This is a genomic window from Jannaschia maritima (genome assembly GCF_030973515.1).
GTDB lineage: Bacteria > Pseudomonadota > Alphaproteobacteria > Rhodobacterales > Rhodobacteraceae > Jannaschia > Jannaschia maritima.
Genome location: NZ_JARGZA010000014.1, coordinates 66,089 through 78,018 on the forward strand (window position 1 = coordinate 66,089; position 11,930 = coordinate 78,018).

The 11,930-nt window shown below is 72.5% G+C and carries 9 protein-coding genes; 3 read left to right on the forward strand and 6 right to left on the reverse strand.

Going from position 1 to position 11,930, the window contains the following annotated elements:
- Positions 1–33: 33 nt before the first annotated feature.
- Positions 34–1,650 carry a mucoidy inhibitor MuiA family protein gene (locus P0084_RS13830; RefSeq protein WP_308917454.1) on the forward strand — a complete coding sequence of 539 codons (1,617 nt, stop codon included), beginning with the start codon at positions 34–36 and terminating at the stop codon, positions 1,648–1,650.
- A gap of 22 nt (positions 1,651–1,672) precedes the next feature.
- Here the strand turns inward: P0084_RS13830 and P0084_RS13835 are convergent, their stop codons facing one another.
- Positions 1,673–2,641, reverse strand: a complete 969-nt coding sequence (locus tag P0084_RS13835) for a threonine dehydratase (RefSeq protein WP_308917455.1) — start codon at positions 2,639–2,641, stop codon at positions 1,673–1,675.
- Positions 2,642–2,706: 65 nt separating this feature from the next.
- On the opposite strand from P0084_RS13835, the gene P0084_RS13840 reads away from it, so the two are divergent.
- Together P0084_RS13840 and P0084_RS13845 are read left to right on the forward strand one after the other, a co-directional pair.
- On the forward strand, positions 2,707–3,348 hold the full coding sequence (locus P0084_RS13840; protein WP_308917456.1) for a hypothetical protein: 642 nt from the start codon (positions 2,707–2,709) through the stop codon (positions 3,346–3,348).
- A 9-nt stretch (positions 3,349–3,357) separates the two neighbouring features.
- The gene (locus P0084_RS13845) at positions 3,358–4,032 is read left to right on the forward strand and encodes a hypothetical protein (protein WP_308917457.1); all 675 of its coding nucleotides are present in this window, start codon (positions 3,358–3,360) and stop codon (positions 4,030–4,032) included.
- A gap of 246 nt (positions 4,033–4,278) precedes the next feature.
- Here the strand turns inward: P0084_RS13845 and P0084_RS13850 are convergent, their stop codons facing one another.
- The 5 genes from P0084_RS13850 to P0084_RS13870 all read right to left on the reverse strand — a co-directional run bounded on the left by P0084_RS13850 (position 4,279) and on the right by P0084_RS13870 (position 11,924).
- Positions 4,279–4,851: a VPLPA-CTERM sorting domain-containing protein gene (locus tag P0084_RS13850; RefSeq protein ID WP_308917458.1), complete on the reverse strand. Its 573-nt coding sequence runs from the start codon at positions 4,849–4,851 to the stop codon at positions 4,279–4,281.
- A 106-nt stretch (positions 4,852–4,957) separates the two neighbouring features.
- Complete coding sequence (locus P0084_RS13855) at positions 4,958–6,202, reverse strand: calcium-binding protein (RefSeq protein ID WP_308917459.1); 1,245 nt, start codon at positions 6,200–6,202, stop codon at positions 4,958–4,960.
- A gap of 88 nt (positions 6,203–6,290) precedes the next feature.
- Complete coding sequence (locus tag P0084_RS13860; RefSeq protein ID WP_308917460.1) at positions 6,291–8,351, reverse strand: hypothetical protein; 2,061 nt, start codon at positions 8,349–8,351, stop codon at positions 6,291–6,293.
- Between the two features lie 4 nt (positions 8,352–8,355).
- A complete protein-coding gene (locus tag P0084_RS13865; protein ID WP_308917461.1) occupies positions 8,356–11,055 on the reverse strand; it encodes a DUF4159 domain-containing protein in 2,700 nt (899 codons plus the stop codon).
- On the reverse strand, positions 11,052–11,924 hold the full coding sequence (locus tag P0084_RS13870) for a DUF58 domain-containing protein (protein WP_374213660.1): 873 nt from the start codon (positions 11,922–11,924) through the stop codon (positions 11,052–11,054). Before P0084_RS13870 ends, P0084_RS13865 begins: the two co-directional genes overlap by 4 nt.
- Positions 11,925–11,930: the final 6 nt, after the last annotated feature.

Sequence of the window (11,930 nt, forward strand, 5' to 3'; positions counted from 1 at the left end):
ACACTGGCACCGACCCCATCCGGAGCGCGCGCCATGCGGACCCTCATCCCCTTGATTCTGTTGTCGTTGCCCGGCATCGCACGGGCCGCCGACATCCCCCTGCGCGCCGATATCGGGGCGGCCACGATCTACCAGTCGGGCGCCGCGCTGACCCGCACCGCCCGGGCGGAGGTCGAGGCCGGGACCCACCGCCTGCTGATCCCCCTGCCGGGCGGTTCCCGGATGCCGGAGGTGACGCTGGACGGCGCGGTGCTGACCGGCCTGTCGCTGATCCCCGAGGCCGGGCTGGACCTGCAAACGCTCGACACGCCCGCGCAGGCCCGGGCCCGCGCCGCCCTGGACGAGGCGACCGACGCGGTCCAGGCCGCGCGCGAGGACCTGGCCCGCGCGCGGGCGGGCCTGCGGGACGCCACGACCCGGCTGGACTGGATCGACACCCTGACCGGTGGCGGCGAGGGCGCCCTGCCCCCGCCCGTCGACGGCGCCGCCATCGCCTCGCTCCTGGGCACGCTGGGGGACGCCGCCGGCGCGGCCGCCGCCGACCGCGTGACCGCGCAGGCCCGCGTCGACGCCGCCCAACGCACGTTGGAGGACGCGCAGGAGGCCCGGGACGACGCCCAGGCCGCGCTGGACCGCCTGACCCCCCTGCCCGACGACACCGCCATCCTGTCCGTCGCCATCGACGCCCCCGCCCCCGGCCCCGTCGACGTGACGGTAGAGCGGTTCGACTACGGCACGCGGTGGGCGCCGCTCTACACCCTCGCGCTCGACACGATGGCCGGGACCGTGTCCCTGGAACGCCGCGCCGCGATCATGGGCGAGCGGGACGAGGCCTGGACCGACGTCGCCGTCACGCTGACCACCGCGGACCCGTCCGACGCCACCGCCCCGGACCTCCCGCCGCCCGACGTCGTCCGGGCGGGGCCGGAGGTCGTGTTCGGCGTGCAGGCCGAGGCGATGGCCCTGGATGGGGACGGGGCCGTCGATCGCCGGGCCGCGTCCGCGCCGGCGGCGGCGCCCCGCATCACCGGCCTGACCGTCAGCTACGACGTGCCCGAACCCGTGACCCTGCCGCCCGGCACGATCGGCCAGGTGCGGCTGGGAACCCTGGACCTGCCCGCGGCGCTGTCGCTGTTGGCCGTCCCGCGCACCGACGACCGGGCCTATCTGGTGGCCGACCTGACGAACCCCACGCCCGAGCCGATCCTGGAGGGACAGGCCGTGCTGATGCGCGACGGCGCCCGCCTGGGCGAGACGATGCTGCCGCGGATCCCCGCGGGCGCGTCGCGCGAGGTGGGCCTCGGATTCCTGGACACGGTGCAGCTGACCTGGACGCGCCTGGAACGGGGCGAGGGCGAGACGGGCGTCTTCCGCCGCGCCGACACCCTGCGCGAGCGCGTGGCCTTCACGGTGGCGAACACCGGCGACACCGCCCGGGACGTGCGGGTCCTCTATGCCCTGCCCGTGTCGGAGCAGGAGGACGTGACCGTCGACGTGACGGCCAGTCCCGCGCCCGACGCCCGTCAGTGGCGCGACCGCCGCGGCGTGGCGGTCTGGGACATGACCCTCGCCCCGGACGCGGAGCGGCGGGTGGAGCTGACCTTCGAGATCGACTGGCCCGACGACCAGTCCCTGTTCTGGGAACCCTGAGGCGACGATTGCAGGGCGGCGATCAGGGGTCGGGCACCCCGCCGCCCAGCAGGACCGCGAAGCGGTCGGCATCCACGTTGCCGCCGCACAGGATCACGGCGCAGGTCCGGCCCCGCATGGCGTCGCGCTCCCGCATCAGGCCGGCCAGCGGGGCCGCGCCCGCGCCTTCCGCCGCGTTGTGCGTGGCGCGCCAATAGAGGCGGATGGCGTCCGCGATCTCCCGCTCCGACAGGGACAGGATGCGGGCGGCGCCGGTGGCATAGACATCGAAGGCGGCCTGCACGGGGACGCGCACGGCCATGCCGTCGGCGAAGGTCGCGGCGCTGTTCGTCTCGACCAGACGGCCCGCCTCGACCGACAGCTTCGCGCCGGCGGCATGCTCCGACACCACGCCCACGATCTCCGCCCCGTGGCCCAGGGCGTCACGCGCGGCGATGCACCCGCAGATGCCCGATCCGCAGCCGATGGGAACGTACAGCGTCTGCACCTCCGGGTGGGCCGACAGCAACTCGTAGGCATAGGTCGCCACGCCGCGCACGATCTCGCGGTGGAACGACGGCACGAGGAACAGCCCCTCGGCGGCGGCCGCGCGCTCCGCCTCCCCCCGCGCCTCGTCGAAGTCGTCGCCGTGGACGCGCAGGTCGGCCCCCCAGGCGCGCATCGCGTCGTTCTTCTCCGCGCTGTTGCCGTGGGGGACGTAGATGACCGAACGCAGGCCGGCCGCCACCGCGGCGCGGGTCTGCGACTGTCCGTGGTTGCCGCGGGTCGCGGTGCAGATGCCGGGGGTGTCGGGATGGGCGCGGACCAGCCAGTCCATGAACGTGACGCCGCCACGGACCTTGAAGGCCCCGGTCGGAAGATGGTTCTCGTGCTTGACGATCACGTCCGCGCCCACGGCCTGCGACAGGAGGGGCCAGCGGATCGCGGGGGAGGCGCCGACCTGTCCCTGGACGAGGGCGGCGGCGTCGCGGAGTTCGGATTCGGCAAACATGCGCCCGGGTCTAGCGCGGTGGTGAGCGGGCCGATACCACTTGGGTCATGGTTCGGATGTCGACGATGGGACGCGCCGTCGCCCTCGGGATGATGATGGCGGGCGTGATGCCGGTCCATGCGGCCTGCATCCGGCCCGTGCAGGGGTCCGCTCCTGTCAATGCCATCGAGCGGGAGCAGCCCTACAGGCTGGCGACGAACCCGGTGGTCGTGCCGGGATACGATCGCCTGATCGTGCAGGCCGGAAACCGATACGACACGCATCCCACGCTTTATCGGATCGAGGGGGACCGGTTCCTGCCGCTGGACCGCGCCCTGCCCGGTGCGCCGCATTACGATGCGGTCGATCCGGTCCCGTTGCGGGACGGCAGCACGGGCTTCATCGAGGTCACGCCGCCGATCCTGTGGCATCTGCCGGGCGACGGATCGGGGTGGCGGACGCTGCCCTGGGCGCGGGACTTCGCCTGGGCTGTCCACGACGCGGGGACGGGGGTGGTCACGGTTGCGACGCGCGACGGGCGGGTGTGGGACTGGGACGGGACGTCGCGCACGCCCGCGGACCCGTCGCCGCCGCTCGCGCCGATGTCCGACCGGGGGCGCGTGACCGACCTGCGGACCCTGCCCGCCGGCCTGGGTCGGCTGGCGACCACTTACGACGGTGGGAACGGCACGATCCTGTGGCACCGGACCCATCCGGGGACGGCCTGAGCGCGTGTCATGGACAGAACGCACGACCTGCTCGCGTCGGACGGATGGTCGCCCCCGCGCGGCCTGGACGACGTCGCGGTCTCGGACGCTGGCCGGGTGACCGCCTTCGCCGAGAACGAATGGCATCGAGCGACCGTGGTCTTGGACGTGAGGTTGAACGCGGCCGTGCCCATCGCCGCCTTCGCGGTCGGGCGTTGGATGACCCATGCGGCTAGCGGCGATCGGCTGGCCTGGATCGCGCCGCCACGCCCGCGGCGGTCTTGGCTCGGCGCATTGCTCGCCCGTCTCCACGGGGGAGGTCCGCCGCCTCCGCCCGAACTGTACGTCCTCCGGCGGGGGGCGGCGGCTTTGGAGCCGTTGGACGGGATCGAACCGGACATGGCGGGCGATCCCATGGACCCCTTCATCCTGGACTTCGACTTCTCCGCCCCCGACCTGTCCGCCCTCCTGTTGCAGGGTGCGGCGGGGTGGTTCGCCTATGACGGCGGTGTTCTGGATCCGGTTCCCGTCGTTCCGGAGGCGGACCTGCCATCCGCATCCCTGCGCCGATGGGGTCCGCATGCGGTCGTCCTGTCGCCTGCGGGACCGTTCCGCCTCCGACCCGACCTGACGCTGGAACGGCTCCCCGCCTTCCCGATTGCCGAGCCGTGGGGCTTCGTGGCGGACACCGCCTTCCTGGAGTAAGCGGGGCTCCACGTCCTGGTGGACACCCGGCGCCACGTCGTCTTCGCGGGATCCGCGCCGGACGCTTTGAAGTCCGTTCCCCAGCCCGTGCCAATCCACCGCGTCGTGGCACGCCTGCCGGACCGCCCGGCGGTTCTGCTGGTAAGATCCGACGGCCTCCATACCCTGGAGGTACGGTGCCCGTGAAAAGGGCCGGGGCTGACATGCCCCGGCCCGATCGTTCGACGCGCCTCGGCGCCGTGGGGGTCAGGCGCGGCGGCGGATCGCGGCCAGGCCGCCCAGGCCGGCCAGCAGCAGCAGCGCGGAGGCGGGCAGCGGGATCGGCGCCAGCACCGTCACGTCGGTGGACGTCTGCCCATAGGTGACGGGAATACCGGCGAAGTTGGCGTCCGCGAAGAAGGCGAAGCTCTGATCGAGGTCGAACGACCCGGTGCCCACCGCATCCGCGCTGAACGTCAGCGTGGCGAACGAGAAGGCCGATTGCTGCAGGGTGTCCAGCGTCGATTCGTCCGTCGTGGACGATACGAGGAGCTGGAGGAAGCCGGTCTGATCGGCGATGTCGTTCGTGCCGGCGATGTCCCCAAGGGAGTTCGAGAAGGAACCGCCGACGAAGGAGAATAGAGAATTGTCGTAATCGACATCGATGCCGAATTCCGCCAACGGCGCGTCCCCGGCGTCGCGGTCGAAGACCAGTTCGACGTCGAACGTATCACCCAACTGGACAGCCGACACGGCGGAGCGGATCTCGACGGTCGCGGCCTGGGCCGCCAGGGGCAGACCGAGGACGAGGCCAATCGCGGTCGCTGTGAATATCTTCATGGGAACAATTCCTCTGTTTCGCGTGAAAAGGTTAACGCATGCCGGATCGGGGCGGAAGATCGATTCCCCTCCGCCCCCGCTGACGTTTCGGAACGCTGCGTTTCGCTCAGCCCATCATCAGGAAATCGGTGTCGATGCTGATCGTGACGGACGCGCCATTCAACTCCAACGTCAGGCCTTCCGAGTCCATCGACGTGATCGAACCGCGGTTGTCCAGGATGTCCTGCTGGGTGGAGATGTCGGTCCCACCGAAGCGCAGGATGTCGGTTCCGACCACGAAGTCGGTGACCTCGTCGTCACCGCCGGAGAAGACGAACGTGTCCGCACCGCCGCCGCCCGTCAGCAGATCGTCACCGGCGCCCGCGACGATCAGGTCGTCGCCGTCGCCGCCGGTCAGCTCGTCGTTCCCGTCGCCGCCCTCGATCTCGTCATCGCCGTTGCCGCCGTCGATGATGTCGTCACCCGCGCCGCCGGTCAGGATGTCGACGCCGCCGCCGCCGTCGATTTCGTCGTTACCGTCGCCGCCGCTGACCTCGTCGTCGCCCGCGTTGCCGTTCAGCACGTCGTCGCCCACGCCGCCATCGATCACGTCGTCGCCGGCCTCGCCATCGATCTCATCGTCGCCGTCGTTGCCGGTGATCGTGTCGTTGCCGGTGCCCGTCCGCAGCACGTCGTCGCCCTGGCTGCCGATGAACTCGAGGTCCTGGCTGGCCGAGTTGAAGCTGGTCAACTCGACGCCGCCCGTGTTCTCCGACGCGTCGAGACGCGAGAAGACGTCCGAGACGACGTCGAGGAGGACGCCGTTCTCGCCTGTGACGGTCAGTTCCTGCAGGCTGGTGAACGCGGAGATGTCGACGTCCTCGGCCGCGTCCTCCGTGCCGATGGCGGCCAGCTCGATCCGCTCGATGCCGCTGTTCTGCTGGTCGCTGCCCGCCTTGAACGCCAGGTTCGCGTCGTCGGACAGCAGGCTGAGGGTGTCGCCGCCGCCCGACAGGTCCGACCGGAAGTCGATCGTGACCGTCCCCGATGCGACGTCACGCGCGCCATAGGTGACGCCGAGGCCCGCGTCCCGCAGGAACAGATCGCTCCCGTTCGCAATCACTTCCTCCACGCCGCGCACGCCGCGCAGGGACAGCTCGCCCCCCTGGCCGTTGATGAGCAGACGCTCGACGAAGGAGATGCGGGGCGTCTCGGGTCCGGACAGGTCGGCGGCCAGGTCGGCGATCAGGGTGTCGAACCCGCCACCGCCGGAAATGCGGTCTTCGCGCGACAGCGTGCCGCCGCTGAACGTGTCGTCGGATCCGGTACCGCGCAAACGATCGGCGCCGTCGGTCAAGGAAAAATCGGCCATGTGATGAAACTCCACTCGCGTTGTGCCGGGCGTTAACCTTTCACCGAAGCGATCGTTCCCCCACCTCCCCCTGAGTCACCCCGCCGGGTCAGGCCCGGCCTTCGCGCAGCCAAGCGCCCGTCATCAAGCCGGCGGCCAGCAGCAGGAACAGCCAGGGCGGGACCAGCGACAACAACCTGATGTCGGCGGTCAGGTACGCGTCGCGCGGCGTGTAGCCCAGCCAACCGCGACCCACGGCGGACCGCCCCTCCCGCACGGCGCGCAGGTCCGGCGTCCCGTCCACCGCGGCAACGCTGCCCCCGTTCGTGGCGTCCATGACAGGTTGGAGCACGTCGTCGGTGGCGATGGTCTGCACGAACTCCCGCGGGGCGGCGGGCCCCAGCCCGATCACCGCGGTCCGGTCGCCTTCCGCGATGCGATAGAGGCCCTGCTGCTCGCCCGCCATGCGCCCCACGAAGCGGCCCGGGGCCTCCTCCTCCAGCGCCACGATGCGTTCGGTGCCGTCCGGGGCGGTGACGGTGGTGGTGGCGGCGCCCTCGCCCAGGGTGCGGCGGGTGATCGTGATCTCGGACCCCAGGGCGGCGGCGGTCAGCGCCTCCTCCTCCAATTCCGGCTCCTGCATCAGCCAATGGGCCAGGCGCCGCAGAAGCTCGGCCTGCGGCCCCCCGCCCTCGTAGCCGCGGTCCCACAGCCAGGCCTGGTCGGAGCCCAGGAACGCCACCCGTCCTTCGCCGGCCCGGTCCAGGACCAGGAGCGGTTCGTCGTCGGTCCCCGTCATGGCGACCTGCGCGTCGCCGCGCACGTCCACCTGCACCTGGCGGAACCACCTGCCCCATGGCGCCTCGTCCGTGCCGTATCCGGCGGGCAGATCCGTGGTCACGGGATGGCGTTCGCCCAACTCGGACACGGTGGGGGTGTACCCCCCGTCCAGCACCCGTGCCGTGGGTTCGGCCGGCAGGAGCGATGCGAGGGGGGAGCGATAGATCGAATCCGCGGTGGCGTAGTCCGGGCCCGCCGCGATCAGCAGCGCGCCTCCGTCCTCGACGTATTGGCGGACGTTGTCGAGGTAGATGGACGGCAGGATGCCCCGCCGCTGGTACCGGTCGAACACGATCAGGTCGAACTCGTCGATCTTGTCGAAGAACAGTTCGCGCGTCGGGAACGCGATCAGGGACAGCTCGGTGACGGGCACGCCGTCCTGCTTTCCAGGCGGACGCAGGATCGTGAAATGGACCAAGTCCACCGCAGCGTCCGCCTTCAGCAGGTTGCGCCACGTCCGCTGGCCCGGATGCGGCTCGCCCGACACCAGCAGCACCCGCAGGCGGTCGCGCACGCCGTTGATCTGGACGATGGCGGCGTTATTGCGGTCGGTCAGCTCGTCCGGCGCATCGGCCAGGCGGAATTCCATGACGTTCAGACCGCCATGGGGCAGGATGACGGGCAGCTCCAGATCGACGCCCACGGGGATGCGATAGGGACGCGCCGGCCCGCCGTCGATGGACAGGGTGATGTCCGCCGTGTCGCCGATGCCGTCGGGCACCGCGCCCTGGTCGTCCACGCGAAGGGTGATCGTGAACTCCTCGTCCAGGATGGCGAAGGCGGGGGCGTTCGACACGACCAGGCGGCGGTCCCAATCGTCGGGCCGCCCGGTGCGCAGCAGGTGGAGGGGGGCGGGCAGGTCGGGGGCGAGGTCGGCATCGTGGATGCGGCCGTCCGATATCAGCACCGCGCCGGCCACGCGGCTGCGCGGCACTTCGGCCAGCGCCTGTGACAGCGCCGTCATGGCCTGCGTGCCGGAATCGCCGTCCCCGTCGGGGATGCGCACGACGCGGGTGTCGAGCCCCTCCGCCTCCGCCTCGCGCAGCAGGTCGGCCAGGACGGCCTCGGTCTGGGCGGCCCGGTCGGACAGGGTCTGGGACGCGCTGCCGTCCACGCCGATCAGCAGGATGTCGGACAGCCGCTCCCGATCCTCCGATTGCAGGGACGGGTCGAGCAGGGCGGCGACCAGCGCCGCGGTCGCCAGCAGGCGCAGCCACCAGCCGGGCAGGCCGCGCGCGGCGGCGAGCGCGACCCCTGCCAATGCCACGGCGGCGACCCCCGCTATCAGCCAGAGCGGCAGGGACGGGTCGAAGACGATCTCGCGGGTCATGGGCTCAGTTCCCCAGCCGGTCCAGCAGGGCGGGCACGTGGACCTGATCGGATTTGTAGTTCCCCGACAGGACGTGCATCACCAGGTTCACCCCGAAGCGGAACGCGATCTCGCGTTGGCGCTCGCCCGCGAAGCCGCCGCCCAGGGGCAGCAGGGGCTGGCCGCCCTCGTCCAGCGCCCAGGCCGCGGCCCAGTCGTTCGCGCCGATCAGGACGGGGGTGACGCCGTCATTGAGGTTGCGGAACGGCATCCCCTCCACGACGTCCACGTCCGGGCTGGCCTCCACCCAAAGGTCGCGGCTAGCGTAGCGGCCGGGGAAGTCCTGCAGAAGATAGAAGCTGCGCGTCAGCACGTGGTCGGCGGGCAGGGGTTCCAGGGGCGGGATGTCCAGGGGGGCCGCGATGTCGCGGAGGCGGCGCGACGCGGGCGAGGACGACCCGAAGCCCCCGATATCCGCGTCGCGCGTGTCGAAGACGATCATGCCGCCGCCCCGCAGATAGGCGTTCAGCTTGGCATAGGCGTCCGCCGACGGCAGCGGCTGGTCTTCGACCACGGGCCAGTAGAGCATGGGGAAGAAGGCCAGCTCGTCGGCCTCCAGGTCCACGCCGCGGGGGGGGTCGGGCTCCACCGACGTGCGGGCGGTCAGGATCTCCGACAGGCCGCGCAGGCCCGCCAGCGACACCTCGTCGGTGCGGGCGTCGCCCGTGACGACATAGGCGAGCGCCACCTCGGACGGGATGGCGGGGGGTTCCTCCTGAGCATGGGCGGCGGGCGGCTGCGCCACGCTCAGCGCCAGCGCCAGGACGGCCACCGCACCGCCGCGCAAACGGCCACCCAACCAAAGGGTCGCCAGCACGTCGGCGGAGACGAGTAGGAGCGCCAGGGTCAGCAGATAGGGGGTCAGGTCCGTTTCCTCCTGCAGAGCCATGGGCTGCACGTCCGTCCCCGGGGGATAGGCGGCGGGGGCCAGCGCATCGTCCGCGGCCAGCACGTTGACCGCCAGCGACTGTGCCGGTCCGTCGTACAGGCCCGGCGGCAGGTCGGGACCGGGGGTGGCATCGGCCAGCACCTCGCCCGCGACGCCGGCGCGGTCGCCCGCATCGCGTTCGACCCCGAAGCCGTCCAGCACGACGCGGGGCGTCCACACCGTTCCGTCCAGCGCGTCGGCATCGGGCCGCGCGGGGCGGGTGGCGATCGCCAGGCGTTCCAGCATCCGCACGAACAGGCCGGACAGGGGCAGGTTGGACCATTCGGCGTTGGCGGTGACGTGGAACAGGACGACCTGCCCCTGCCCCAGCGCCTTGCGCGTGACCAGCGGCGTTCCGTCCGCCAGGGCGGCGATGGCGCGGGTCGCCAGGGTCGGGTCGGGCTGCGCGACCACGTGTGAGGTCACGGTGACGTCCTCCGGCACGGGCAGGCCGGCGAAGGGGCTGTCCTCGTCGAAGGGCCGCAGGGTCTTGGGCTCGCCCCACGACAGGGCACCGCCGACGCTGCGCCCGCCATCGCGCAGGCGCACGGGCAGGAGCGGATCCTCCGCCGCGCGGCCCGCATCGGACCCGGCCAGGCGGGGTCCCGCAAAGCGCAGCAGCAGGCCGCCCTCGGCCACCCAGTCCTCCACCCGGTCGGCCTCCGCCGGGGACAGGCGGGCGACGTCGGCCAGGACCAGCACGTCGGGATTGGCCGGCAGGATGGTGTCCAGGTCCCCTTCGATCACGTCCGCGGACGGGGCCAAGGCGCGGCGGAGATAGAACAGCGGGTCGAGCAGATCCTCGCCCTCGCCCCGGGCCACGGTCAGGAGCGCGACCTCCCGCCGGGCGAGGCTGTCGTCGGCCAGGGCCACCGCGCCCGCGGACCGGGTGCCGTCCACCTCGAACCGGGCGATGCGGTTGCGCAGCTCGGACGGCAGGTCGAACTCGACCGTCGCCTCCCCCGCGCCGTCCGGAAAGGCCGCCTCCGCGCGGGCCAGCTCCACGATGCCGCCGTTGGGGCCGGGGCCCAGCGCGCGGACGGGAACCGCGACGGGCCCGGCGGCGGGGCTGCGCAGGGCCGGCAGCGAAACGATCCCGTCCTCGTAGGTGGCGGGCGTCAGGCCCAGCACGGGGCGCAGCCCTTCGATCACGGTGGCATCCAGCGCGTCGCGGCCCGGACGGTCCAACCCATCGGACAGCCACACGATCGTGGCCCCCCCGACGTCCAGATCCGCCAGCCCGGCGTAGTCGGGCGCCCACGGGCGGGGGCGGATCGACGGCAGGCGTTCGACCCAGGCCTCCGCGCCCTGCCATTCGATCGCGTCCGGCAGCGGGTCGGTCAGGGGCAGCACGGCGGCGGTCCGGCCCGCCCGGGCGGCGTCGCGCAGCAGCCCCTCCACCCGCTCGATCCGCTGCGGCCAATCGCGCGCCGAGGCCCAGGACGCGTCCATCACGACCAGGAGCGGGCCCTGCCCCTCGCCCGCCTGGCGGGGGTTCAGGATCGGTCCCGCGAAGCCCACGATCGCCGCGGCGACGGCCAGCATCCGCAGGGCCAGCAGCCACCAAGGCGTCGTCGCGGTCTGGGACTCGTCGTCTCGCAATCCCAGAAGCAGCACGATGCCGGGGAACCGGCGCCGGATGGGCGCGGGCGGCACGGCACGCAGCAGCCACCACAGGATCGGCAGGAGGATCAGGCCCAGCAGCAGCAGGGGCGTGGTGAAGGCCAGACCGCTCAACGCACCGGTCCCAGCGCGGCGTGCAGCGTCAGAAGCGCGGACGCCGCCGACGCGTCGGTGTGGTGGGCCACGAACCGCCAGCCCGTGCGCGCGCACAGGTCGCGCAACAGCGCGCGGCGGTCGCGCAGGCGTGTAAGATAGTCGTTGCGCAAGGTCGCGGCCTTCAGGGTTTCGAACCGGATGGCGCCGGACATGGACTCGAAGATCGTGCGTCCGTCATAGGGGAACGCCTCCTCCTCGGGGTCGAGGATCTGGACCAGCACGCCGCCCACGCCGCGGTCGGCGGCGGCGCCCATGGCATCCGTCAGGGGCGCGGGGTCGCCCAGGAAGTCCGACAGGAACACCGCCCGCGCGCCCATCGGCATGACCCGGGGGCGGGGGGCGCCGTAATCGGGCGCATCGCCCCCGTCCATCAGCGCGTCCGCCATGCGGATCAGCTGTGCCCGCCCCGACCGTGGGGGTTCGGCCAGGTTGGCCAGCGCGGTGCGCTCGCCCGCGCGCACGGCCAGCACGGCCAGGGCCAGGGCCAGCGTCTGCGCGCGGCGCAGCTTGGACGGGCGGTCCGCGGCAGCGAAGCGCATGGAGGCCGCGTCGTCCACCCACAGCATCAGGGTCTGCGCGGCCTGCCATTCGGTTTCCCGCACGAACTGCCCATCGGACCGGGCCGATTGCCGCCAGTCGATGGACCGGCGCGCATCGCCCGGCAGGGCCGCGCGGTACTGCCAGAACGCATCGCCCGGGCCGGCGCGCTTGCGCCCGTGCTCGCCCATCAGGACGGTCGCCGCCAGCCGTTCGGCCTGCAGCAGCAGGGGCGGCAGGCTGGCCGCCGCGCCCTCGGCCCGCGCCCGGAGGCTCGCGGGCGTATGCAGCGCCTC

Bases quoted from the DNA above. Each gene is read 5' to 3' on its own strand.
- P0084_RS13830 (WP_308917454.1), top strand. From the start codon at position 34: ATGCGGACCCTCATCCCCTTGATTCTGTTGTCGTTGCCCGGCATCGCA.
- P0084_RS13835 (WP_308917455.1), bottom strand. From the start codon at position 2,641: ATGTTTGCCGAATCCGAACTCCGCGACGCCGCCGCCCTCGTCCAGGGA.
- P0084_RS13840 (WP_308917456.1), top strand. From the start codon at position 2,707: ATGGGACGCGCCGTCGCCCTCGGGATGATGATGGCGGGCGTGATGCCG.
- P0084_RS13845 (WP_308917457.1), top strand. From the start codon at position 3,358: ATGGACAGAACGCACGACCTGCTCGCGTCGGACGGATGGTCGCCCCCG.
- P0084_RS13850 (WP_308917458.1), bottom strand. From the start codon at position 4,851: ATGAAGATATTCACAGCGACCGCGATTGGCCTCGTCCTCGGTCTGCCC.
- P0084_RS13855 (WP_308917459.1), bottom strand. From the start codon at position 6,202: ATGGCCGATTTTTCCTTGACCGACGGCGCCGATCGTTTGCGCGGTACC.
- P0084_RS13860 (WP_308917460.1), bottom strand. From the start codon at position 8,351: ATGACCCGCGAGATCGTCTTCGACCCGTCCCTGCCGCTCTGGCTGATA.